A 26,221-nucleotide genomic window follows, 5' to 3' on the forward strand; every position below is an offset into this window, starting at 1 on the left:
ATGGTCCTTTAGTTACAGTAATATGAAACTTGCCGGTGTTTTTCGGCTAAAAAGCCTTTTTACTCCCGTTACAATTACTTTATTAGAAGAGATGTCCTTACATTCGAATTTTCTGGCAAATATCTATGTAAATATTGCAATTACTGCTCAAATCTCATTCACCATCAAAATTTTCTTTGTAGTATGTATAACTGCAAGATTCAAAAATAGACCGTTAATGGTGAATGAATAATCATTCACTTTTGTCTCGAAAATAAAAATACCCAATTCATGAATAAAGAGCAATACCTACTAATCCAGATATTACAATAATTATGGCTGGATGCCAGTGGAATTTCAGAAGAGCTGCAAGTGAACATCCAAAGACAAGCAACAGGCTTAATGTATGCCAAGTAAAATTAAAACTAACAATATTATTTGAAATGGCAAACTTAATTGCTGCAAATAGAATTAAACTTGTGACTATAGGTCTTAAGCCATAAAACATAGATTTTACAATTGGATATTGATTTAGCTTAAGAAAAAAGGTTGCTATAATGAGAACCAGAATGATCGAAGGAAGCAAGATTCCCAATGCAGAAATGATAGACCCTTTAATTCCAGCAATAGAATATCCAACAATAATAGCACTGTTTGCAGCTATTGGACCAGGAGACATCCCAGCTACAGCAATAATGTTTGTAAACTCTTGTGTTGTCATCCATCCATGTTTAATAACATCTTGCTCAATGACCGGCAGGATTGAATATCCTCCGCCGAAGGAAACTAAACCAATAACAAAAAACATTTTGAATAATTCCCAAAATATCATAGTTTTTATCCTTTCTTCTTAAATTCCTGAGCCCATGAAAAAATCATTATTATTTACCTGCGTTTCTTTCGTATTATCAAATTTTACTTTACAACCCAACTTTTCTTTTACCTTTGTTATAATAATACCCGCTAAAGCACCAGATAGAATGGCTAGTATAGGATGAATAAAGAAAAGAACAGGAATTCCTGCCACAATTAGTGCGAACGTGGATTTGTCAACAATCGCTGTTTTTCCGGTTCTGATAGCTGCATAAACGATAAGGGCGACAATGGAAGCTCGAATGGAAAGGAAAGCTGCTACTACTTTAGGGTTGCTTTGGAAGAAACTGTATAAAATCCATAGTGTAAGGACGATTAAAAATGGAGGTAATGAGACACCAAGCATTGCGGCGATTGCCCCTCTAGTTCCACCTATTCTTTTTCCAATAAAAGTTGCAGAGTTAATAGCAACAGCACCTGGTACTGATTGAACTAAGACAAATACATCCGTAACATCTTCACTTTTTAACCAATTTTTTTTATCTACGACCTCTTTTTCAATCAAAGGAATCATGGCAAATCCGCCACCGAACGTAACAGGACCCATTTTAAAAAAAGTCCAAAAAATTTGTAACAACTTTTTCCATTCTTTCCGCATTCCATTCCCTGCTCTCTTGGTCAGATTCTTTTCTATATCACCGCTCCTATACATTACATTATCAGGTGATATAGCAAAGGGAAATTGCAAGAAATGCATAGGGTATAACAGAATCTTATACTTTTGAAAACTTTTTTCTTTTACTTTTATGGTACTATCATATATGCGAAGCTTTTCATTTAGTGGAGATGATTTCATTGAACATAGAAAACTTGAAAATGTTTTGTTTAGTTGTAGATGAAGGCAGTATAAGCCAAGCAGCACGTTTAAGTTATGTGTCTCAACCTGCTGTAACAAGGCAGATCCATCAATTAGAAAATTATTATGGGACATTGTTGTTCAACCGATCAGAAGGGAAACTTACAGTAACAGAAACAGGAAGGATGCTCTATCCTTTTGCCAAAGAAATCGTCTATGAATTCAACCGATCTAAAGAAGTAATTAAGCAGATAACTGGAGAGTCCAATGCCATCCTCAGGGTAGGTGCTTCTTTGACAATTGGTGAGTATTTATTACCAAGCTTATTAGGCAGTTTTAAAAAACAAGCACCAGAAATAAAAGTAACATTAACCATTAAAAACACACCAAGTGTTTTAGAGGATTTAGCAAATGATGTCATCGATTTAGCATTAGTAGAAGGTATGGTTGAAAATACGAATCTTAAAGTAGAGAAATTTGCTGAGGATGAGTTAGTTCTCATCTACCCACCTGATCACCCGTGGAGGGGCAGAACAGAAATAAATATTAAAGAATTGGCTAATGAACGAATGATTTGGCGTGAATCAATTTCAGGAACACGACTTATTGTAGAAAAGGCTTTAAGGGATTATGGAGTGTTAGATAGTATTGAAAGCTATATGGAGATCGGGAGCACTCAAGCAATTAAAAGTGCTGTAGAAGCGGGACTTGGAATCAGCATCTTACCGAGGCTAACAGTGTCCAGAGAATTGGAGCAAGGATTTTTAAAAGAAATAAAAATGACTGGGGTCGAAATAAAAAGAAATCTATGGCTGGTTAAAAAACCTCAGAGATTTCGTAGAATTGGTGTGGCTAGCTTTGTTGAATTTATTCAAAAATAAAAATGATTATAGAACTAATATAGATTATTAAGGATGCCTTTAATCAAAAGGCACCCTTTTTTTAATGGTTGTGTTACACTTGCAAGTGATTTCCGCTCCAGGTGCGGTTCAATCAACATGGCTAAAATATCAATATCAATTACAAGGACTTTTAATTAAAACTTTTTTTCAATTCTTCTAATGTTAGTTTTTCCGTTTTCTCAACCGGCTTAATAGATGTTGGGAAATATGGATTGACCGTCATAAAGTTCTTCTCGACATAGTTGAAATCTACAATATCAACGGTTCCATCTTTATTTAAATCTGCTTTTAATTTATCACCTGTATCTCCAGCACTATTTGCAACCAGCTTTGCGTCATAAATATCAATTACATTATCTCCGTTAACATCTCCAGCTGCTGCTGTATCCGTATATAAGCTATAGTAAATACCTTGCACTTTTCCATCAATGGTTCTACTTAATTGTAACTTTTTGTTGTATTGGTAATGTCCTGGAATATTAACCACCAATGTATATTCATCTGCAACTGCAGGAATATCCGTGATCGTCATATATCCATTTTCTGAAATAGTAGCATTATATTTTTTACCTTTTTTATCAACAAGATAAGCTTTTACACCAATCTTCGAATAGTCTAGATCATAATTTTCGAAGTTTACAGCTTCACCATGGTAGTAACCCTCTAACATGGAGTGTTGAGAGGTGAATTTAAACCGATCTGCAAAGGTTGGTAAAGTAAACTTGCTACCAGAACGTGTTTGATATGATGATTCTTGATACCTGAATTCACTTTCTACGGAGTAATTATGATCATCAATCACTTTTAAATTAATATCTAATAAATTAATTTCACCATCAATTGAAACTGGTAATTTCGTTTTTTGGTCAGAAATATCTACAGAAAACGTTGTAATATCAGACCAAATATCTTTTGTTATTTCGGGCTTAGCGACGCGAATATTCCAATTATTCTTCTTTGCCAAATTCTCTAATTGTTGTGATGGTTTAACGTCTACAACCTTATAGAAATTCGGAATATCGATCGTAACATTCGCGCTTGTTAAATCCTTAGCGTTATGAACTGCAAATGTATTGACAAACTCTGATCCAAGACTAACTCCCATTGTTTCCGGTTTTAACGTTGCATATTTGGTACCTTTATTAATAATCGTAAAGTCTGGGAAATTTGGGTTTCCTGCAGTCGCATAATCATACGTGTACATTGCGATATTCGTTGGATAGTTCGCAAATTCTTCAGGTAAAACACCGAATTTAAAATCGCCATCTTCGGTAGGAAAAAATTGTGCTGTTGGCCAATAAGAATCTTGATAAGCATATACAGTATTCATTTCTTGAGTAAGATCATGACCTCTACTCTTCAAATAATCAATCGTATCATCATGAATTTTTCCGTGAACCCAGTATGCTGTATAATCTTGTCCATCATAATTCTCAGTGGTTAAATCTGCATTCGAAATTTCATGAATGCCATATTTCTTATCAAATGCTACAGTTGGAGCTGTATTATCGATCACCATGTCATTATCAATTTTATAAGTTTTACCATCTATCCCTGTACCAATATATGAAACAATGTACTTCCCTTCTTTAAGTGATTCATATTCGAGTGATAAAGGTTTATTGGGATCACCGGTAAAATATTTTACCTCGCCTGAGAATCCGAAAAATATCATGTATTCAGTATCAACGGCAGCTTCCTCTAAATTAAAGGTGCCATAGAAACCAATTGGTTTCCCATTTAAGTCACTAACAACAACATCAATCGTTTTCATTCCGCTATTTAACTTGAAACTAACTGGTGTAAACGGCTCGATATACGGATGAAAATTACTAAGGTCATTCGTTATGGCATGTTTATAAAATGTTAGTTTTTCGAAACCTGGTTTAGAATAGCGCACATGGAATGGAATTTGATATTCTGACGTTTTCGACTCATTTTCAATGTAGATATATCCCTCATATATACCAAATTCTGCATCTGCTGGAATCGTGATTTCTGCATTAATAGACTTACTTTCATTCCCACCCACTTCAATTGAAGACGGTAATTGAAGCGTCACACCGCTTTTACCTGCATCCTTTGATACTCCTTCGATTGTTAAAAAATCTACTCTTGTATGATAGGTTTCTTTTTCACTGCTTAAATTTTTAATTTGAATCTCCGTTGTTCTATTTTGAATTTCGCTTGATTGTGCCATACTCCCAAATGGAAGCGACCCAGAAATATCATCGATTTGTTTTTTAATTCCTTCTTCATCCAAAGTAATTGTTTTATTTTGAACTTCCAATAGAGTTGTATTGTGGACTGCCTCATAAGCATCCACACGGCCTGCTCCAACTTCATTCACATTGTAGGTACGCCCTTTTAATGGATCTGCCGTATTCATTAGAGCCGCTTTTACATCAGCTACTGTATAATCTGGATGTGATTGTAATAGTAAGGCTGCCACTCCAGCTACATGCGGTGTCGCCATTGATGTACCACTTAAACTTGCATATGCGCTAGAATAGTCGATACCCTCTTTTGGACTATTAATATATTCTGGAACGGTAGAAAATGTAGACACCCCAGGTGCTACTACATCTGGCTTTATATCAAAGTTATTATTTACTGGTCCACGTGAGCTAAAATCGGCTAATATATCACCAGAATTCATATTTGAATGTAAATCTGATAGTTTAAGTTTAGTAGTAGGATCTGTTTTTAATTTATCTTGTAATTTTTCTCCATCACCTTTTAACATTTTAAAGGTTGGGGCATATCCATAATTTTCACCCAAGAAAAATGGAATTTCTCCATCTTCATTATTGTAGATCAATACAGCTGCAGCACCCTTTTCGTGAGCACGTCGAATTTTTTCATCAAAAGATATAGTCCCACGAGAAATTAATGCCACTTTCCCATTAACTTCTTTGTCTGAATAATCCTCTTCCGTACCAATTCCTACTTCAACCACTTCAAACTCTTTGTCCATTACTTTCAAATAATCCTTACCAAATCCATAACCCATTAAAGTATTTTGAACGGAAATATCTCCTAAACTTGCTTTTACAGTCGGAATATCTGTCGGCACATCACTTGCACCAACAGTTATGGCAAGTGGTGAGGTGCCTGGTGATCCAAGCGTTCCAGGATTTGGCCCGGCATTTCCGCCAGCAACAACTGGTACAACACCTTGTAATGCCGCATTGTTAATGGCCACAGATGTTGCGTTTAAGGAATTATTACTACTATTACCTAATGATAGATTAATCACATCCATACCATCTTCAATCGCTCTTTCTATTCCTGCGATCACCCACGAATCTAATCCTGATCCATAGTGACCTAAAACTCGATAGGCATGCAATTCAACATTTGGAGCTACACCTGTCATGGCATATTCAACATCATTTTTAGGGTTAGATGCGATTGTTCCAGCAACATGCGTTCCGTGCTCTGTTACAAATGGAAGACCATCTATAAACTCGGGTTCACCTGATGCCAATTGATCTGCAGGCGTTGATTCCATTGGATCAGCATCGTCATCAACGAAATCATAGCCACCTTTATAGACATCTTTTAAATCAGGGTGATGATAGTCAATCCCTGTATCAATAACACCAACTTTAATTCCTTGTCCTTTTAAACCCTCACTATGTAAGCGGTCAACACCTAAATGTGGAAGCGCTGGCGGAACTATTTTTTCAGTCGCCGTTTCTTTTGCAGAAAGCTCATTGATTGGCAGTGTTACTTCATTGTCCTTCCAAATCCTTTTCACTACCCCCGTCTCAAGAAGCGTATGAATTTGATTGGTTGGAACGGTCATGGACATTCCGTTAAATACATGTTTATAAGTTTGTTTAATTTCGAATTGATTGCTTTCTTTTTTTGATTTTTGAGTTGGTGTCTCCTTTTTAAATAGATCATTCAATCGTTGTTTAAAATACTCCTGTTCCTCTCGAATTTTCTGTTTTTTATCGTTATGTGACCCTTTTGATTTCAAATGGGTCTCTTCGACTGGTGATGTTTGAAGCTCAACAATGACATTTGCTGTTTTATTTTTCAAAGATAATAAACTTGGATCAATAATAAAGCCTTCTTGTGGAGTTAATCGCTTTATAGACTGTTTTTGTTCTTCCGTAAGTCCTTTTAAGATCGATTCAGCAGAATTGGAAATTGCATAAGTTTTGTGCTGAGGCATTAAATAGGATGTAAGTAGGCTGGAGGCTATTACACCTGACACCATAACATTTAGGAATTGCTTCTTCCGAAGTTTCATAAATCAACGCTCCTTCAATCAATTTGATTTCCGCTGCAAATTTAAACCCTATTACTTTTTAAAAATAACAATCTAGCAGGTTTAACCTAATAAAATGGTTACATATGCCTATGAGCATCGCTTTCCTCCCTAAAGAAAGATAGTGTAAAATAAGAGTATGAATAATTAGACAACTCTATTAATTCATATTGTACTTGAGCTTTTATCGTCGGTAAATTGGGGGAATTGTTCCACGAGTTTTCCTCATTCGACTAAAAGATTTGACGAAACCCTTGTAGAATATTGTCAAGCATTGAAGAATCGAACGATTTTTTATAAAATATAAACGGAAAATATTACTAAAAAATGACAATTTTTAAATTGTTTAGAAAAAATCATTTTTGTACTTGGGGGAATCTTGGTTTTCCAATGCTCAAAACTATCAAAATATATTTTTTCTAAAGGAGAATTTCGACATGTACGAGGGGAAAATCATAAAGTTTTATCGGGAAAAATACCAAATGACTCAAGAGCAATTAGGAAAAGGGATTTGTTCTGGAACACATATTAGTAAAATAGAGCGTTTACATACTGAATATGCACCTGAAATTATCACTCTTCTATCAGAGCGACTAGAAATTACTATCGAAGATGAAATAATTAAACTTAAAAATATAAAAAAGCGATTAAATCATTGGCATAATGTGATTGTCATGCAATTATTTGAAGAAATGGATCTTATTAATCATGAACTTGAGCAAGAAGATTTAATTCAAATCTCCGATTATATTAATTTATATAAGTTACTTCGGGTTAGGTTTTTACTTATGCATAATTTGACCGAGAAAGCATCAGACATCATCGCTGAAATCCGAATGAAAGAACATAAATTATCATCCTACGAAGCTAATTTGTTCAAACACGTTTTAGGAGTTTACTATATAGCGAAACATGAAAATCTCAAGGCAATTCAAGCATTAAAATCAATAAATGATACAGATTATAATAACAAGGAATATACCTATCATTTAGCAGTCGCGTATCATTCTATTGAATCACCCGTTATGGCTTATTTTTTCGCAGATAAATCACGCCAATTTTTTAAAGAAATTAATAACTATCTTAGAGTGATCGATGCAGAAATGCTGATGGCGATTCAAGTAAAAGATGATGGAGATTTTAAAGAGACCATTCAGAGGTTTGAAAGCTTAATCAAAAGCTGTGACCTATGTCAATCACCTGCTCGAAAAGCAAAGGTATTACACAACTTAGCTTTTGAATACTTTAGAAGAAAAAATTATGAACAAGCCAATAAATACTATAAAGGCTCAATGAGTCTTAAAGATAATGAATCAAGTCCATACTTACTTTCTTTAGAAGGTTATATAAACAGTGCATATTATGGAAGTTTACTTCCAAAGGATGAATTATTACAACTGGCCAATGAAGGACTAGAAAAATCTCTTAATAAAAATGAACAATTATACATAAACTTATTTACCTTACTTCGTTATTTAATTCAAGATAAAGAACAGGAATACCATCAATACTTGTCCGAACATTCATTACCTTTGTTTGAAAAATTTGGCTTTGTTTATTTAATTAAACGTTCAAAAAAAGAGTTGTTTAATTATTATTTTAAACAGAAAAAAACTGGTAAAGCATTAAAAATGGCCAATGTATTGATAAATCATTAAATGGAAAAGGCATGCCACTTTCAGTGACATGCTTTATTTAAGTGAAAGAAATAATACCCCTAACATCAAAATTTCCCGTGACGGCCTTGCCCTGAAACAAAACGAGTAGCCCCCTGCTGTGTCTCACCGCTATTCACCACATTAAGCCCCAACAAAAACTCCAGCTCCATGCCTTTGTTAAAATCAAGGTCAAACCCGCGATAGACTGCTTCCCGATCATTTCTCATACAGAGCTGCGGAAAATCGGCTATTTGAGCAGCTAATTGCTGAGCTTCTTCAATAGCAGTCCCAGACTTCACTACCCGATTGGCCAGACCGATTTCCAATGCTTCATCTGCTCCCACCGGCCGGCCTGTTAAAATCAAGTCTAATGCTCGACTCATGCCAATCAAGCGTGGTAAGCGCTGAGTTCCTCCATCGATGAGAGGAACTCCAAACCGACGGCAAAAAACTCCGAATACCGCATCCTGTTCGACAACGCGAAGGTCACACCAAATCGCCAATTCTAGACCCCCTGCAACTGCATAGCCTTGAACAGCAGCAATAACTGGCTTGGACAAATGCATGCGGCTTGGACCCATAGGACCGTTCTGAGACATGTCGCTATCCAATCGGTTGGATTCCCCTTTATCCAGATTCGCAGCCCGCTTTAAATCTGCACCTGCACAAAATGTTCCCCCTGATCCACAAAGAACTGCAACATGCAGCTGGTCATCTGCTTCAAAAACACTAAAGGCATCTGCAAGTTGGTCTGCGGTTTCCCGATCAACTGCATTCCTCACTTCTGGCCTGTTGATCATGATCGTACATACTTTACCTTTTCTTTCTACTGAAACTCCCATATTGTCTCCCCTTTCGGTTAAGTTTATTTTCTTCAATAGATTACATTGGAAAGAATATATGTATTTTATCCTCGCTAGATACTAAATCCATCATCGGTTTACTTTAAATGCAGCCAAAAAAAGATAAGCGGGAAGGATATGAATCCTTCCCACTAAATCTTGTAAATAAAAATTATATAAGTACTTCTTGAATTTCCTGTGATCGAGCCGAAAGCCACTTATCCCAAATTTCAGCGAACACCCCGTTCAAGACTAGTGAAACATGTCCGCCTTCATACACGTCATACGTTTTATCCATACTTGAAACAAGGTCCATCACCGGACGACTTTGCTGCTCTAATATAAGTGTGTCACGTGAGCAAGAGAAGACAAAAAGTGGGCAGGTTATATTCTTTAAATCCACCTTTCTGCCGCCAATTACCAATTCTCCCTTTAAAAGTTTGTTGTTCTTATAGAGATCATTGAACATTTGTTTGAATGCAGCACCGGCGAACGAAGCAGAGTCCTTCGTCCACTTATCCATACGGCGCCACTTTTCTACATATTTCTCATCATACGCCCGGGTGAAAAGATTAATTTTTGGACTAACATCACTCGGTGATAGCATCCTAAACATCAAATACAGAATTTCTGAAGGAATGGTCTCAAGGGCATCGGCAAAACGATCAACACTTAACTGCCCTTTTTGTAGTCCTTCCAAGATTTTATCAGGAAGGACGCCGATACTAAAATCGATTGGAACGGCTGCAAGTGATAAATTCTTAATTGGCAGTTCGGTTATGGAAGCCAGAATGGCTGCAATCGTACCACCTAGGCAATAACCAGCAAGCGATATTTCTTTTGCACCTGAATGTCTTAACGCTCGTTTTAGGGCGTTCTCCAAATAATCAATGATATAATTATCAAGTGTGATATCAGAATCCTCTAGGCCAGGGGACCCCCAGTCCAATAGGTAGACATCATAGCCGCGCTCGGTAAGCCCGCCAACAACGCTGCTCCCTTCACCGATGTCCAGAATGTACACCTTATTTAACAGGGAGTAGACTAGAAATACCGGAATGGTATGTCTTTTTTCTTTGGCAGGATGATACCATAAAGTCGCTTTATTTTTCTTCCAGACAGCCTGTCTCGGTGTAGGCACGATATCTGGCTTTGAACCAGTTATAATTTTATTAAGCTGGTTCCACCGTTTCAATTCTTTTTCTAAGTTAAAGCTCGGAATAAGGTTTGTTCCTAATGCGTTCATTATGGTCACCGCTCTCTTTCATGTTATTTATTAATACCGGTGAGCATCAGTTCTTTATTCTGCTTTTTTTCCGGTTCTTTTTTCTGCTTCTCTCGACGAATTTCAATGAGACCTTTCTCTACTTCTTTTCGCAAATCCTGAAGGTCAGTATTCATTTTTTGCCTTTCCGCCACCTCTTGGGCCATTTGTTGAAATTCATTCTTCATTTGCATCACAATGTTTAATATCTCCTTGAACATTCCTTCATTTTCTTTCACAATGGAGCTGACACTATCTTGTAATTTCCAAATTTGTTCTTCTAAAATATCAATTTTCTCGTCTGTCTGAATAGATAGCTTTGCTGCATTAGCTACATCTTTCTTTGTCGGGATATTCATAATAGAAGCAAAAAGTTCTTGGTTCTTTCTAAGTCGTTCTAGGTAAAATGAATAAGTGTTGATTCCTAGGCTTGCTGTGCTTACAAATTCTTTTTTGTCTGTTAAGTTATATAAAAGGCCAGTTAATTGTTTGTCCCACATTTCACTCAATTGGTTTAATCCAACAAATGGATCATAGATTTTTTCCTTTGACATGCTGTTGCTCTCCTTAAATTAAGAATTTGTTGAAGGATCTTCGGTTTTTTCCATATATTTATTTAGCGGGAAAATCAGTTCTTTGAATTGTGTTGTAAACAGATTGACAAATCCTTTTTGATATCTAAAGAACGAATTCCCAACTTGCTTAATAGTATTGATATATTGTAATCTTCCTTTTTTCCTAATCTCCATATATTGCTCCATCATTTCTACATATTTCTCTGTCACTTGGCTATTTGCAATAGTTTGACATGGAGTACTTAAGAGAGACAATACTGTCTTTTGAATCTGATCCATTTGCGCATTTATTTCCTCATAAGACCGAACTGGAAAGAAATGCTGCAAGGTGGTGGTGGACATTAAAAATTCATCTCGTGCAGTCTTTTCCCACTCGGTAAACTCCTTCGTAAAATGCTCTGCTATTACTTTTTTATTCCCTTGGTTCCGTTGTACACTTTCTGAGAATCGTCTCACCTCTTTTAAGAAGACCTCGTCGCGATATTTAGAACGTTTTGCCCATTCGTCTAATTCATGAAATGCTAATCTACAGAGCAGGTCAAGGCTAGAATGCGATGCTTCATCGTCATTATCTGCTGTGAACTCTTCGTCCCGTTTTTCCTCTCGTAATGGTTTATCTACTGTTTCTACTGTTTCGTCCACTTCTTCTTTTTTCTTTCGACCTATTGTTTCTTTCAATGATTCTTGTAGATTATCTTTTTTGGCAGCCATACTGCGCACATCCTTTTTAATAAATAGTGAAGATTTTTGGTATAGTCTGAAATCCAGGTTATTCATTAGTTTAAGAAAAAATATAAATTAAAAGTTGCAATTAGAGGTTTACCGTTCTTTTATTACTCTTTGTTGAGACTTGTTGTTTTTGCTTTCCGAAAAGGTATATGAGTATAGCTGCAATCACCAAAGCAACAGAAATACCGTAAATGGATGCACTATAACCACCGGCTTGATTTGTACCAGAAACTTGAATCAGTTTTCCAAAAATAATTGGAGCAACAATACCTGATGAAGACATAAATCCATAATACGTACCTGCCATAGCTCCTCTTCGCTCTGGTAGTAAACTTATGACTATTGCAGGATTTAGTGTGTTCATGCTAACAACTAATGTATTTACTAACGAAAGTATGATGATTATGGAGACCGTTCCATTCACAAGGGGAAACAGAGCGTACAAAATTCCTGCAAGAATAGCACAAATTGCTGAAAATAGAATTCGCGACTTCCGCAAACTCTGAGTTTTTTTGTATATACGATCGGAACAGAAGGCTAGTACAATTCCAAGAATCGCGCCAATTAATCCGGAAATAGCAATCACTTTTGCTGACTGCTGTTCAGATAACCCCTTTACTTTCATTAGATAGGCAGGATTAAAGGTAAGTCCAAAAACAATAATTGAATAGACAATAAATGCAAGCAAGATTGTAAAAATAAAAATAGGAGATCGCAAAACCTTCCAGACATCTTTCGCATTTTTTTCTTGTTTGTTTACCTGTTTACTTACCACTTCTACGTAAGAATCATCGGCTTTAAACCTTCCCAGCCAAAGCCAAGCAATTAACCAGACAAAGCTACAAATACCAGAAATAAAAAATGCTTGTTTCCACCCATAATTGGAGATTAGAAAAACCACTATTGGGGCTGTAACGGCAATCCCCACCACATTGCCAAAATTTATAATCGATATGGCAAGTCCACGTGATTCCGGTTTAAAATATTTACTAAGATGACTGACTGCAGTTGCAGAAAATGCACCTTCTCCGGCACCTAGTAATACTCTACTAAAAATAAGTAATGGGAAACTTGATACAAATAGCACCATGGATTGCGCGATTGTCCAAATAATCGCCATAATAGCTAGTAATTTTCCAGTCCCCAGCCTATCCGACAAAGTACCGCCGATAATTCCAGCTAAGGAAAACAGCCAAAAAAAACTGCTTCCAACTATTCCAAACTGAGTGGAGGTAAGAGTTAAATCCTTCATAATATCGATACCGGCTAATCCAGTAATGGATTTATCGGCAAAATTAACAATAGACATAATAAAAAGTGCAAGTAAAATAACCCATTTCGTCCATCGTTTCATTCCAACTCCTGCCTCTCATCAAATACATTCCTATTTTTAAATTACATTAGTTTTCATAGTTTAAGAGCAGAAACACATGCCTTGTCCGCCTCTGTATGGGACAAGGCATGTGCTTTTGTAAAAAATTATTTTGTTTTGTTAATTAAGGCGTTACGATATTTGGAAAAGGGTTGAACTTATCCAAAAGTGATAAAAATTCATCCAATTTAGTTTGCTCACCAGAAATCATTAATTTACCAGCTGCTATTGCCTGATCAGAAGAAAGAAGACCAAGTCCAATTCCATAGAATATTAATTGATCAAGTGTTACGGTAACATCTGGGTTAGGGTCTACCCTATCCGCTTTATAAATCAAAACAGAATTTTCTATATAAATTGCATATTGTTGGTTAGAATCTGATAGAGTTAGATTCAACGTTATTTTTTTACCTTCTGCCTTTGGTCCGTTAAGTTTAACAGCGATCAGCTTTAAGAAATCCTCTATTGGCATATGGTTGATAATTCCAGAAACATCCAACGGAGTAGTATCATTATCCATTCCGTTTCTTAGTTCGGATGCACCAACAAGATAAATATTACGCCAATTGGCTGATTCGGCTTGGTAACCCAATTGTTCGAATGAATCTGCTAATAAATTTTTTGCTTCCGTATTTTCTGGATCAGCCATAACGACATTTTTTAATACTTGAGCTACCCAGCGGTATTCCCCATTATCAAAATCATCTTTTGCTTTTTCCAATATAGCGGTCGCTCCGCCCATGTATTCTACATATTTATGACCCGCTTCCACTTGTGGTAATGGATCTAAATCTGAAGGATTTGCACTATAATAACCTAAATAATAATTGTAAATCCCCTTTGCATTATGCTTTAACGTACCGTAATACCCGCGATTCCCCCAATACGTATCTAATGATCTTGGAAGTTTGATCGTTTCAGCAATCTCCTCCATCGTATATCCATGGTTGGCTAAACGTACGGTCTGGTCATGCATATATTTATACAGATCACGCTGCAATTTCAAATGTCCTAAAGCACGATCCTTGCCCCAAACAGGCCATGCATGGATCATAAGCAAGGCATCGATCTCTTCATTTTCAAATAAATCAATGGTTTTATCGAGTGAATTGGCCCAATGCAGGGCATCCCGAGTTTTCGCCCCTCTAACCGTATAAATTTGATGCATCAACTGATTGGCGTTCTCTGATACAAATAATGCTTTGTAATCCCGTATATAAAAGTGCATTTCAGCGGGTGCTTCCGTATTTGGTGTTAACAAGAATTTAAAGGTTACCCCATCGATTTCCATCGTGTCGATTTCGTTTTCTATTTCAACTGTAGGCAGCGCAAAACTCATAGTTCCGGAACTCATCGTATTACCTATACCGATAGATACCGAGCCTTCCCGGCCATCTGGAATATTTTTACCAAACTGATACTCAGCCCGACGAGCCATAATGGTACCCAAAAGCACATTTTCACTTAACGCTTCTTTTGTAAAATGTTGAGGAACGATAATAGGAATGGCCGGATTTTCCGCATATTTTAGAACAGCCTGAATGCCGCCAAAATGGTCCGCATGACTTTGACTGATAATAATTGCTGAAACTGGCCTTTTTGGACGATGTTTATAATATAATTCCATGGCGGCTTCTGCCGTTTCCGTACTTCCTAAAGCATCACAAACAATGACTCCTTGTTTACCTTCAATAAAGAAAGTGGTAGCGATCGATTGCCCACGGACTTGATATATTCCTTCCACTACTTCAAATAAACCAGATATTGCCTGTAATTGGGCATTTCTCCATAGGCTTGGGTTCACTGTTTCTGGAGCAGTATCTAAAAGAAAATCTAACTTATCGATGTCCCAAACTACTTCCCCAGAATGATCTTTTAGAATGGTAGTTTCCAAAGGAGCAATAAAACCGCGGTTCGCATCCTCGAAATTCTGTAGATCATTGAAATTTAGTGATTCATATACGGCTAAATTTGCCTTTTTTGTAAAAGAAGTGGCAGACTTAGATGGATTTAATACTTTGCTTTTCATAGAAACCTCCAAGGATTGTTGTTTTTTATCTGTTACAAAAAAAGGAAAACACTTTTGACTTCCCGGCAATAATGTCAAGTCTGGAGACCCTACATTAACAGGAGGTTTTCAAGTGTTTTCCGTATTACAAGATTGCCAATGGTCGTGTTAAGCCTCTATTGCTTTAAGCTCGAACACTTCATTTATCACTTTGGTGATAATAGGGGCTGGGATCTTGAAGAAAACTCCTGCAGGGTCATGATGTACAGCCGGCACCAAAAGGTGAAGCTTGTCTTCGTTACATTCAAATTCAGCAAACGTGTCAGGTAAATTCACCGCTTTGCGGAGATCTCTTATAAATTGAATAACTTCCTCTAAACATTGTTCAGGTTGTTCTGATGGTTTTGTGATACCTAATGCTTGGGCAAATTCAGTGACTCGCGGCAAATAGTATGCAGGCAATGATTCCATTACATTTGGCAAAAGGACAGCATTAGCCAATCCGTGCGGGATATTGAATTTTGCCCCAATCGCGTGTGCCATATTGTGAACTGGAACGGCATTCAGACATAAACAGAAAGCAGAAATCGCCATCGAACTTGCCATTAGCATGTTCGCTCTTGCCGAAAGATCGTCCCCTTTGTGAACCGCAGTCTGTAAATTATCAACAATCATCCGAATCGATTTTAGTGCATAGGCATCTGTCATCGGATTGGCCTTCGGTGAAAAATAAGCTTCCACTGCATGCGTCAAGGCATCAAATCCTGTAAAGGCAGTAATTTTAGGAGGAAGCCCTACTGTTAAATCGGGATCCAAAATCGCCATATCAGCATTGATAAACGGATGAAGCAAGTTTGATTTTATTCCGAGATTTTCATTTAGGATAACGGCAACAGGTGATACTTCCGCTCCAGTTCCCGCTGTTGTCGCAATAGCTACATGCGGAATTGAAATAAATTGAGCCTCTGGCCACCATTCCATCACATTTCCGGTAAGCAGGGAATCACGAATATCATCCAGACCTTTATGGAGCATCCACTTAATCCCTTTTACGGTATCTAAGACACTGCCGCCGCCAAGAGCAATTAGGGAATCACCATTGCATTCTTTAAAGAAACGTGCACCTTGGTTAATAATTTCTCCTTTTGCGTCTTGTTCGATATTATCAAACACCCCAACAAGCTCCGGCGTTCCTGGCATGAACTCAAATAATTCTTTAATCTTCTTAGTAATTCCGGCTTGAGTTAACCCTTTGTCTGTGTAGAGTACTGCTCGTTTACCGCCAAGCCCTTTAATCATCTCAGGAAGCATTGTTCTTGATCCCGCTCCGCTATTAACAACCGTTCTTACAGAAAATTGAAAAAATGATGTCGACATAGAATCACCTGCTTTATTAGATTTGTATTTATTAAATTATCCCAATAATATTTGATACCAAGGTCTTTGGCTGACTTCAGGCACAAGTGAGCAGTGGACATGCTTGACTTGAGAATATTCGTCTAAGGCATGGCGTCCTAATTCCCGGCCAAAACCGCTTTGCTTGTATCCGCCGAACGGTGCATCACTTCGGAGCATATGCCAATCATTAATCCATATCGTTCCTGCCTTTAATTCACGGGCAATTTTCATGGCTTTATTTACATCCTTGGACCAAACTCCGCCTGCTAATCCATAAATGGTATCATTTGCTATTTCTATTGCCTCCTCAACTGTGGAGTAACGAATAACGGAGAGAACAGGACCAAAAATTTCTTCTCTCGCAATCTTCATATCATTATGAACATCGGCAAAAATGGTAGGTTCAACATAATAGCCATCTTCAAATCCTTCAACGAGCCTTCGTTTTCCGCCGCAAACCAATCGGGCTCCTTCTTCAATACCAGACTCAATATAGGAAAGGACGGTTTCCAATTGCTGTTGTGATACAAGCGGCCCCATTCCTGTAGCGATGTCTAACGGATTTCCAATTGTAATGGTGCTTGCAAGAGCAGATAATTGTTCGATGACTTGCTCATAAATGGAATCATGTACAAGTACACGAGTGCCTGATTCACAAACTTGTCCAGAGTGTGATAAGAATCCGAATAAAATGCCTGGAATAGTAATACTCAAGTCCGCATCAGGCAATACGATGGCTGGTGATTTCCCTCCTAACTCAAGGGTGACGCGTTTTACCGTTCCTGCTGCCATCTGCATAATGCGGCCACCGACTTCTGTAGAACCGGTAAAAGCAACTTTGTCTACACTTGGATGGGTTACAAGTGCTTCTCCAATGCTGGCTCCTGGACCAGATATCACATTGAATACACCTGCTGGGATTCCTGCTTCAGCAGCCAATTCCGCTAATTTCAAGGTAGACAATGGCGTATTGGAAGCTGGTTTGACCACAATGGAGTTCCCCATTGCCAAGGCAGGAGCCAATTTCCACATTGCCAGAATCATTGGAAAATTCCACGCGGTAATGGCCGCTACAACACCAATCGGTTCCCGCCAAACCTGGTTATTGCTTGGTCCAGGAAATGGTAAAGTAGGAAGGGCTTCCACATACGGATACTCTACAGTGAACTTTGCCGTTTGCTGTAAAAGATCAACGATTGATAGGATGTCCATATTAGAAATACGGCGAACGGTTGCTCCCGAGCTAATAGATTCTAAGTATCCTAATTCCTCCGCATGTTCAATAATCTTGTTTCCAAATTGGATAAGTACGTTCGCACGTTCTTGTGGAGATTTTTTTGACCATACTCCCGAATCAAAAGTGGCCCGAGCGGATGAAACTGCCTCTTCCACATCTTCTTTCCCGGCTTTCGCCACCTTTGCAGCCACTTCACCAGTTGCAGGGTTTATTACCTCAAACGTTTCTCCGCTTATCGCTGGTTTCCATTCCCCGTTTATAAAGAGTGGAAATTCCAATGTGTGCACAGCTGCTTTCATAGCAATTCCTCCTTTTTATCAAAAGATTAATCATTATCTAAAAAAGTTCCCTATCAAACTAATTAACTTCCACTTGTTCAACACGTAAAGCTCTTCTCAAAATCTTACCTGTGCTGTTCTTAGGTAATTCCTGCATAAATTCCACTTGTCTTGGCAGCTTGTACTTGGCAAGCTTGTCTTGGCAGAAATAAAGAATGTCATTCATCGTGATACCTTCATCGTTGGTGACCACGAAGGCCTTCACGATTTCTCCGTATTCTTTATCCGGAATTCCAATCACCGCCGTTTCGACAATGGCTGGGTGCTGATATAATACCTCTTCGACTTCTCTCGGATAGACATTATATCCGCCAACGAGGATCATATCTTTTTTACGATCAACGATATAGATGTATCCTTCTTCATCCATTCGGGCCAAATCACCTGTGTAAAACCATCCGTCTTTCAAAACGGAAGATGTAGCTTCCTGCATTCCTAAATACCCCATCATCACATTCGGACCTTTTACAATTAATTCACCGATTTCGCCTCTTGAAACTTCCACTCCATTCGGATCCACCACTTTATTCTTCACTTCGGGTATGTCTATTCCTACAGAGCCTGGTTTACGTGTTCCCCGCAGCGGATTGAAGGCTGTTACAGGAGCCGTTTCAGAAAGGCCATACCCCTCTAAAACATGAACCTTATACTTCTTTTCAAATCTATGTAATAATTCAACTGGAATCGAAGCACCTCCTGAAAAACAAGCCCTAATCGATGAAAAGTCCTCTGCCATTGCGCCTGGCACCTGCAACAAAAAGCTAAACATGGTTGGAACTCCGGCAAAAATCGTTGCCTTCTCGCTTCTAATTGTATTAATGACATCGGTTGGGCTAAATTTTGGAACAATGACAATGGCTGCCCCGGAAGCTATTGGAATGTTAATGCAAGTCGCAATACTAAACACATGGAACATGGGAAGAACCGCAATGATTCGATCTTCTTCCGTGAACTCGGCAAGCTGGGACATTGCAGCAGCATTCGATGCCAGATTTCGATGCGACAGCATGGCACCTTTTGGCTTTCCAGTCGTGCCAGAGGTATAAAGAATGACGGCCAAATCACCCTCAGCAATGGAAGGGCTTTCAAAAACTTCTTTTGATTCTTGAACAAGACGCTCCCAAGGCCATTCAGACCCGATTGAATCTGTGTAGATAACCATCTTCAAATGTTCTAGTTTCTTTTTTACAGAAGTTATTGCTGGTTCTAAAGAGGAATGTGCAATTACAGCCATTGCTTGACTATTAGAAAGAATATAAGCAATTTCTGCTGAAGTGTAGACAGGATTAATCGGAACAACCACTGCACCTGCCCGTAGGATTCCAAAGTAAGCAATCACAAACTCAGGACAATTACCAAGAATTAAAGCGACTCGATCCCCTTTTCTGATGCCTGCATCATGTAAACTGATAGATGCACAATCTACCAATTTATCAAGTTCTGCATATGTTTTACTTTGGTTCAAAAATGTATAGGCGGTGCGATTTGGAAATCTTGCTGCACTTTTCTTTAAATTCTCATTCAAATTCAAAGCCATCCTTTTCCTTTCCTCCTTTTAGTTTTTAGAAAATTAAGATTTCCTTGAATTTATTATATATATAATTTAAACTTAAATAAATCAACCGTTAATGAAGTATATAGAAGCTGCGCTTCTATAATATAAAGGAGAAAACAATGCATATCGAACAATTGGAATACATTGTAAAGGTTGCTGAAAAAGGATCTATTTCTATAGCAGCAGAAAGCCTGCATGTTTCTCAATCGGGAATCAGCCAATCGATTACTAGATTAGAAGATGAGTTGGGCGTTAAAATATTTAAACGCCACAGACGACTTGGAGCCGTACCAACCAATGAGGGCAAAACTTTAATAAAAAAAGCTTACGAGGTATTAGTCAGACTTCAAGAATTTAAAGAGGAGGCCCAATCTTTCAACATAGTGACCTCGGGAAATTTAAAGTTATCATCGATTCCTGGCTTTATGTTGTTCCTGTTAGAACCTCTAGCATCTTTTAAAAACGCATATCCCAATGTAAATATTGAAGTCTCAGAAAAAGGAACTCAACATATTATTGAGCATATCGAAAATAACCAGATTGACATTGGCCTAATTACGATTTACGATGATTTAATAAAAAAAAGAGAAGATTTAGTATTTGAAGTAATACTTGAAGGAAAGATGAAAGTCTACGTTAGCAAATCATCTCCTTTAGCGGCACAAAAATTTATAACTCCTCAAGAATTGATAACTCGAAACGTTATTTTATATAATGGGGATTATGTGAAACGATTTGCAAATGATTTAATTAGTAAATTTGGGCCAATGAACATTTTATTTACCTCTGATAATACCGAGGTAATAAAAAAAGCGATTTTAGAGGGCTTAGGAATTAGTTTCGGCCCAGACTTTTCTAACAAAAATGATCCTTATGTTTTAAGCGGCGAAATCGTTCCTATCGAAATCATCAATTACGAACAAGAAAAGATAGGTGTAGGCTGGGTACGCTCAGAGAATAATCATTTTTCTATTAACACAAAGAAATTTTTGGAACATTTTAATTTTCATTCCCGAATGTTGACCTATTAATCTTAACGATTTTTGTTAAAGAAACCTCCCTTCCAAAATTGAAGGGAGGTTTTCTTTAAGAGACGGAAGGATTTGTTTAGCCTCCCTCTCTATTCATGTTTTTCATCTGACGCTTTTCCTTTATAAAAATCACGCCAATCAAGCCAAGTATCGAGAAAAAAACTGGAGCGATGAAACCGTAATAGTATCCATCGTCTAAACTATCTGAAGCAATCTGATAATGATTCAACACATATCCAAAAATGCTTGGCAGCAATACAGCACTTAAAAATCCACCCGTATTTGCAAACCCAGAAACAATACCAGATTCTATGATGGGAAAAGATTGACGAACGACAGCAAACGTTAAGGCGCTTGCCCCATACCCAAAGCCTATGATAAAGAAAAGCGTAATAAGCAAGGAAAGGGGCGGATTTTCCCTAAATAAAAGAAAGGTAGACCAACTTAATAACATAATGATATGAACAACAACATAGGGACGTTTAATGGTTTCTAACCGGCTTGAAATCCAACTAGTTAGGGGAGCACCTATAAGTGCCCCGATAAGACCAACCATAATGAGTTGACTCGCATCTGAACGTGTCATTCCATAGACATTCATCCCATAGGGCACTGCCCACGAACTGATAAATCCTACATACGCGCCGACAACCCCAAAGTGGCAAAAGAATAAAGCCCATGCCTGAGGATTTGAAAACATTCTTCGTAGTAAAACCAATGTTCTTTCACGTGGTATCTCATTTTTTAAAGATACCGTTTCATTAATAAGGATTTGTTTTGGTATTTTTAAGAGTACCAAATAAAGGAGAATGCCGCACAGACATAATAAGAGCCCCGTTGAAAAAAATGCTGTCCTCCAACCAAGCAATACAATCCATGCGGAAAAAGGGACTGTCGCCAATAGGAAACCAAGACTTCCTGACATTCCCGCCAGACCAATTAAACGAACAAATTCCTTTACATTAAACCACTGACCCAAGATTAACACCATATTGACCCAGATGGTCGCATCTCCTGTCCCCGTCAATATTCTGGCAAAAAACAGGACAACTTCATGCGTACCAAGACTATAGATGATTGTACCTAAACCTGTAAGTATGGCACCTATAATGAGAAAAAAATTGGGGCCAAAACGATCAGCCATAATACCCATCGGGATTTGCAATCCAGTGTATACAAAAAATTGTATACTTGTTAGTAACCCAATCGTTGATGCTGTTACATTAAAATCCCTCATCACTTGTTCTGTAATAAGTCCAGGTGCGGTTCGTTGGCTCGCCATCAATAAATAAGTAAACAAGACAGTTGCAAATACAATCCATCTAAATGTGCTATTTTGTTTGTCCAATGATTTCTACTCCTATTAGCTTTTACTCCTATATATATGGATTTTCTGTCACGGTAAAACAAGTTTTTTAAAAGCATTATATATATCACTCTACTTTTAATATAATTTTGTCTCTACTAAAGTTTCTATAATTATGTGAACAACACTCCGATTCAACTTGCATTACCTCTAAACGTGGAAAAATTATCTTGAAATCTTGAAAATGTTTCAAAATTCCATTTATTAAATATTATTTGTATGATATTATTTTAAAAAAAGAAGGGGTAAACAACATATGGAATCCACATTCTCATCAACAAAAACAACATCTAAGACAAAGGCCATTGTCATCAATGCACTTTTCATCGCATTAACTCTCGTTGCCACGATGTTCATTAACATCAAGCTCCCAATAATGGGTAACGGAGGGCTAATCCATCTGGGCAACGTGCCTCTTTTTATAGCAGCCTTGGTTTACGGCAAGAAAACAGGAGCCATAGCAGGAGCCTTCGGAATGGGCTTATTCGATCTTATCTCTGGCTGGGCTATTTGGTCCCCGTTTACATTTATTATCGTAGGTGCAATGGGCTTCATAGTCGGACTTATTTCTGAAAAAGTACCCGGCAATAAAATCTTTGTTAATAGTTTGGCAATTGCCACTGCATTAATCATAAAAGTGGTTGGCTATTATTTTGCAGAAGTAATCCTTTATGGTAATTGGATACAGCCATTCGGCTCCATTCCTGGAAACATAATGCAGGTCGTAATAGCGGGTATCATTGTAATACCTCTTGCAGAACGTTTAAAGAGTAGAGCTTTAAGATAACAAAATAGAAATAATTGTTTATTGTAGAAGTCTTTAGCAACAAAAAAATATAGTGGACTAATTACTAGTCTTATGAGATTATTCAGAGAAAGGGTCGTCATCAGTTAGATGACGACCTTTTCTTCTGCTTTCTTTCAATGTTTTGGTCATCATTAACTTAATAACGACCTTTTCTTCTGCTTTCTTTCGGAGTTTTGGTCATCATCAGCTTAATGATGACCTTTTCAACTTCTGACTTTCGGAGTTTTGGTCATCATCAGCAATCTTGAAATAATCCAAACAACTTTCTGCGACAAAGTACGATCATCCACCATTAAAGAATATCAGAAAGATCAATACCTAAACACCCCCATCAATAACTGTCAATGAGGACGGATCTGCTTTCATTGCTTCTATAAACGATGTCAGTTTTTTATCTAATACCATACCTTTTAATTATGGAATTGATTAATATATTCATTATCTATATAACATTCAGAATTACCAAATTTCTCTCAACTTAATGTAATACAAAACTTTTTTTATTCCTTTTGGTTATATTCTTCCATTCTTTTTTACTATTATTTAAAGTGCATTGTTTTTTGTAGCATAGAATTACATTCTATTACTATCTTTAAGGAGGGCAACTCAATGAGTGAAATTGTTTCAGCATTTCAAGAGATTCCAACCACGTGCATTTCTGACACGATGCAAGGACTAAATAATATGGATCCATTAATTAAACCATTAAAAGAGGAATACAGAATAGCAGGTCGCGCCTATACGGTTAAAATGCCAGTTGGTGATAATCAATGCGTTTTACGTGCTATTCGTGAGGCCAAGCTAGGAGATATTCTCGTTGTCGATGCCAAAGGGGATACTTATCGGACCATTGCAGGAGATTTTATCCTTGGACTTGCACAAACATTAGGAATTACAGGAATCGTAACTGATGGGGTTATTCGTGACATTCTTGGTGTAAAAAAGCTAAATTTTCCAGTTTTCTGCAAAGGTACGACTGTTGCAGCAAGCGCTAAGGGTGGTTGGGGAGAAGTTAACGTGCCGATATCTTGCGGCGGCACCTCAGTCAGTCCTGGAGACATCATTGTAGCGGATGCTGATGGGGTTGTAGTTATTCCGAAAGCGATCGAGGAAGAGGTATTAAGGAAAGCAAAAGAAAAACTTGTAAAAGATCAAGAACGGTATGAGAAAGTTTCCGGTAAACCCGATGAAGTGATTCGTTATTTAGATAGTATGTTGAAATAAATAGATGACCAAAAAGAAGGGAAATGGGACAGTGCCGTTTCCCTTCTTTGTTTATTTTTAAATGCCTTTTTTAGATTCCCAAGCCCTAATTTAGTACTGGTACTAATAAAACATTTCTAATCATATTCTTATAAAAGAAAATAATTAGAAGGGGTGTAAGTTTAGGTGAAGAAAGTTAAGGTCCGTTTACAACCCATTATTAGTAAGATAAACTTACCCACTGTTTTGAAAACAGCTATACTCCCAGGTGACTCTATTGAAAGATTATTTATTGCAACCCAGGTAGGAGAAATCTTTTACATAGGAAACGGAGCAGTAAGGACTTTTTTAGATATTCGCACGCGAATCATAAAACTTGGTCCTTCTGGTGGTTATGATGAACGGGGATTGCTGGGGCTGGCGTTTCATCCTGAATTTTATTATAACGGTCTTTTTTATCTACATTTCTCAGTAGCTGGGACACAGGGCCCAGGTGCTCTCACTGAAGGTTTTAATCCAAACCCATGTGATCCCAAAACGTTAAACCTAAAGTGGATCAATAGAGAAACACAATATGAACATATTGATACTGTTGAAGAATGGATTTTACAATCGAATGGTCAACCTCAAAAACGACGGACATTACTTAACATAAGAAGACCATTTTTGAATCATAATGGGTTCAATAGTTTAAACTTTTCACCCGAAACAGGAAAACTTGTTTTAACCACCGGAGATGGTGGCTCTGGCTATGATCCATTTAATTTAAGTCAGGATTATATGGAAATAGCCGGTAAAATAATTGAAATTGACGTTGCTAAGAATACATTTATCAATAATCCACCTGTAGTTACACGTTTTAACGAACTTCCTGCACCTATTCAGGAAACTCTTACGGTCATTGCCAAAGGGGTCCGCAATATACCAGGCATTTCATTCCAAAGATTTTATAACCAGTATATCAAATATGTGGGAAATGTCGGACAGGACCTGGTAGAGTCGATTTTTTCATTCGCTCATTATAAACCAATACCGGTTATTCAACTTGTTCAAGCTTCTTTAACAAACACCGAATCTGAACAAGAAGGATTTATTAACTTTGGCTGGCGAGGGTGGGAAGGTGCTTTTCCTACTTCAATTGTTAGGGGCTGCTCTGGAAAACCGAATTTGGATGAGAAAACCATTGCTTATTTCAATGAAGCAGTAAACACTTCAGTGAAGCGTCTTCAGCCTCTAACTAGTTATTTTCATAAAGATGTAAGGCCTGATAAGTTTGGAGGAACGGCTCTTACAGGAGTCCAGCCCTATATGGGGAATAGAATCCCCGATTTAACAGGAAGTGTTGTGTTTACCGATCTAGCCAGGAAAGAAAAATCGCAATCTTTGGTTAGAGGGGTTTTAGCGTATACCAAGGTAAGAACAGATGGCAAACCAAATGATTATAGTGTGATTGAAACAGAGTATAATTTTGGGTCTCAGTCCGCTTATTATGTCGGTTTGGGAACGAATATGGATCAATCCAGACTATACTTGGGGGTCTATGGTTCTATGAAAGTGACTGACCTTAACCAAGGTACTGTTTTTGAAATTGTTCCATAATTCTAAAATAAGTGCCAGTCACCTTGAAGGGTACATATGCTTTCATAACTTTCTCCTAACAAGTAATTTTAGTTTTTTAACAGCAATCGTTGGACCGATAGCAGGTGCCAGAATGAGTGCACTCGTGCAAGCCCATTGCCATACTAACAATATTTCACAAACTATTAAAGAAAAAAACCGTCAAGATAAATCTCGACGGTTTTACCAATGTACTAAATTAATAATCGGTCCAACCTGCATCCCCCGTAATAACTGTTCCACTAACATCAGAGGCTAGAAAAAGAGCTATATTTGCAATTTCTTCTGGTTTCCCTACACGTGGATTTATTCCTAATCCAGCTTTAATGCGCCCCATACCAAATTCGTCAACTCCCGTCATTGAAGAACTGATATTTGTTTCAACGTT

General features: G+C 37.6%; 19 protein-coding genes and 1 pseudogene. 6 read left to right on the forward strand and 14 right to left on the reverse strand.

Annotated features, from left to right (window positions below; all coding sequences use genetic code 11):
* Positions 1 to 268: 268 nt before the first annotated feature.
* Both FS608_RS15280 and FS608_RS15285 read right to left on the reverse strand, forming a co-directional pair.
* Positions 269 to 811: a chromate transporter gene (locus FS608_RS15280; protein WP_144552439.1), complete on the reverse strand. Its 543-nt coding sequence runs from the start codon at positions 809 to 811 to the stop codon at positions 269 to 271.
* Positions 812 to 829: 18 nt separating this feature from the next.
* Positions 830 to 1,450, reverse strand: coding sequence for a chromate transporter (locus FS608_RS15285; RefSeq protein WP_144552441.1), 621 nt, complete (start codon positions 1,448 to 1,450; stop codon positions 830 to 832).
* A 188-nt stretch (positions 1,451 to 1,638) separates the two neighbouring features.
* Here FS608_RS15285 and FS608_RS15290 point away from each other — a divergent pair, with 188 nt between their 5' ends.
* Positions 1,639 to 2,529, forward strand: coding sequence for a LysR substrate-binding domain-containing protein (locus FS608_RS15290; RefSeq protein WP_313958717.1), 891 nt, complete (start codon positions 1,639 to 1,641; stop codon positions 2,527 to 2,529).
* 151 nt (positions 2,530 to 2,680) lie between these two features.
* Here FS608_RS15290 and FS608_RS31645 read toward each other — a convergent pair whose 3' ends face one another.
* Complete coding sequence (locus FS608_RS31645; protein ID WP_144552445.1) at positions 2,681 to 6,814, reverse strand: S8 family serine peptidase; 4,134 nt, start codon at positions 6,812 to 6,814, stop codon at positions 2,681 to 2,683.
* A gap of 455 nt (positions 6,815 to 7,269) precedes the next feature.
* Between FS608_RS31645 and FS608_RS15300 the strand changes: the two genes are divergently transcribed.
* Complete coding sequence (locus tag FS608_RS15300; protein WP_144552447.1) at positions 7,270 to 8,490, forward strand: helix-turn-helix domain-containing protein; 1,221 nt, start codon at positions 7,270 to 7,272, stop codon at positions 8,488 to 8,490.
* 65 nt (positions 8,491 to 8,555) lie between these two features.
* Here the strand turns inward: FS608_RS15300 and FS608_RS15305 are convergent, their stop codons facing one another.
* The 9 genes from FS608_RS15305 to FS608_RS15345 all read right to left on the reverse strand — a co-directional run bounded on the left by FS608_RS15305 (position 8,556) and on the right by FS608_RS15345 (position 19,790).
* A complete protein-coding gene (locus tag FS608_RS15305; RefSeq protein WP_144552449.1) occupies positions 8,556 to 9,332 on the reverse strand; it encodes a crotonase/enoyl-CoA hydratase family protein in 777 nt (258 codons plus the stop codon).
* Between the two features lie 172 nt (positions 9,333 to 9,504).
* Entirely contained in the window at positions 9,505 to 10,578 is a 1,074-nt protein-coding gene (locus tag FS608_RS15310) for an alpha/beta fold hydrolase (RefSeq protein ID WP_144552451.1), read from the reverse strand.
* Positions 10,579 to 10,601: 23 nt separating this feature from the next.
* Positions 10,602 to 11,150, reverse strand: coding sequence for a polyhydroxyalkanoate biosynthesis repressor PhaR (locus FS608_RS15315; protein ID WP_144552453.1), 549 nt, complete (start codon positions 11,148 to 11,150; stop codon positions 10,602 to 10,604).
* An 18-nt stretch (positions 11,151 to 11,168) separates the two neighbouring features.
* The gene (locus FS608_RS15320; protein ID WP_144552455.1) at positions 11,169 to 11,882 is read right to left on the reverse strand and encodes a hypothetical protein; all 714 of its coding nucleotides are present in this window, start codon (positions 11,880 to 11,882) and stop codon (positions 11,169 to 11,171) included.
* A 100-nt stretch (positions 11,883 to 11,982) separates the two neighbouring features.
* Positions 11,983 to 13,254, reverse strand: coding sequence for an MFS transporter (locus FS608_RS15325; RefSeq protein ID WP_144552457.1), 1,272 nt, complete (start codon positions 13,252 to 13,254; stop codon positions 11,983 to 11,985).
* A gap of 142 nt (positions 13,255 to 13,396) precedes the next feature.
* The gene (locus FS608_RS15330; protein ID WP_144552459.1) at positions 13,397 to 15,301 is read right to left on the reverse strand and encodes an alkyl/aryl-sulfatase; all 1,905 of its coding nucleotides are present in this window, start codon (positions 15,299 to 15,301) and stop codon (positions 13,397 to 13,399) included.
* Positions 15,302 to 15,448: 147 nt separating this feature from the next.
* Positions 15,449 to 16,657, reverse strand: coding sequence for an iron-containing alcohol dehydrogenase (locus FS608_RS15335; protein ID WP_144552461.1), 1,209 nt, complete (start codon positions 16,655 to 16,657; stop codon positions 15,449 to 15,451).
* A 36-nt stretch (positions 16,658 to 16,693) separates the two neighbouring features.
* On the reverse strand, positions 16,694 to 18,214 hold the full coding sequence (locus tag FS608_RS15340) for an aldehyde dehydrogenase family protein (RefSeq protein ID WP_144552464.1): 1,521 nt from the start codon (positions 18,212 to 18,214) through the stop codon (positions 16,694 to 16,696).
* Positions 18,215 to 18,272: 58 nt separating this feature from the next.
* On the reverse strand, positions 18,273 to 19,790 hold the full coding sequence (locus FS608_RS15345; RefSeq protein WP_144552466.1) for a long-chain-fatty-acid--CoA ligase: 1,518 nt from the start codon (positions 19,788 to 19,790) through the stop codon (positions 18,273 to 18,275).
* Positions 19,791 to 19,927: 137 nt separating this feature from the next.
* Here FS608_RS15345 and FS608_RS15350 point away from each other — a divergent pair, with 137 nt between their 5' ends.
* Positions 19,928 to 20,839: a LysR family transcriptional regulator gene (locus tag FS608_RS15350; protein WP_144552468.1), complete on the forward strand. Its 912-nt coding sequence runs from the start codon at positions 19,928 to 19,930 to the stop codon at positions 20,837 to 20,839.
* A gap of 76 nt (positions 20,840 to 20,915) precedes the next feature.
* Here the strand turns inward: FS608_RS15350 and FS608_RS15355 are convergent, their stop codons facing one another.
* The gene (locus FS608_RS15355) at positions 20,916 to 22,187 is read right to left on the reverse strand and encodes an MFS transporter (protein ID WP_144552470.1); all 1,272 of its coding nucleotides are present in this window, start codon (positions 22,185 to 22,187) and stop codon (positions 20,916 to 20,918) included.
* A gap of 274 nt (positions 22,188 to 22,461) precedes the next feature.
* Between FS608_RS15355 and FS608_RS15360 the strand changes: the two genes are divergently transcribed.
* The 3 genes from FS608_RS15360 (at position 22,462) to FS608_RS15370 (ending at position 25,815) form a co-directional block, all read left to right on the forward strand.
* Positions 22,462 to 22,992 carry an ECF transporter S component gene (locus tag FS608_RS15360; RefSeq protein ID WP_144552472.1) on the forward strand — a complete coding sequence of 177 codons (531 nt, stop codon included), beginning with the start codon at positions 22,462 to 22,464 and terminating at the stop codon, positions 22,990 to 22,992.
* Positions 22,993 to 23,622: 630 nt separating this feature from the next.
* Positions 23,623 to 24,237, forward strand: a complete 615-nt coding sequence (locus tag FS608_RS15365; RefSeq protein WP_144552475.1) for an RraA family protein — start codon at positions 23,623 to 23,625, stop codon at positions 24,235 to 24,237.
* Between the two features lie 165 nt (positions 24,238 to 24,402).
* On the forward strand, positions 24,403 to 25,815 hold the full coding sequence (locus tag FS608_RS15370) for a PQQ-dependent sugar dehydrogenase (RefSeq protein ID WP_144552477.1): 1,413 nt from the start codon (positions 24,403 to 24,405) through the stop codon (positions 25,813 to 25,815).
* Positions 25,816 to 26,032: 217 nt separating this feature from the next.
* Here the strand turns inward: FS608_RS15370 and FS608_RS30320 are convergent.
* Positions 26,033 to 26,218: pseudogene (locus FS608_RS30320) on the reverse strand (3-ketoacyl-ACP reductase); the annotation flags it as partial.
* Positions 26,219 to 26,221: the final 3 nt, after the last annotated feature.

Source organism: Bacillus sp. X1(2014) (genome assembly GCF_007678255.1).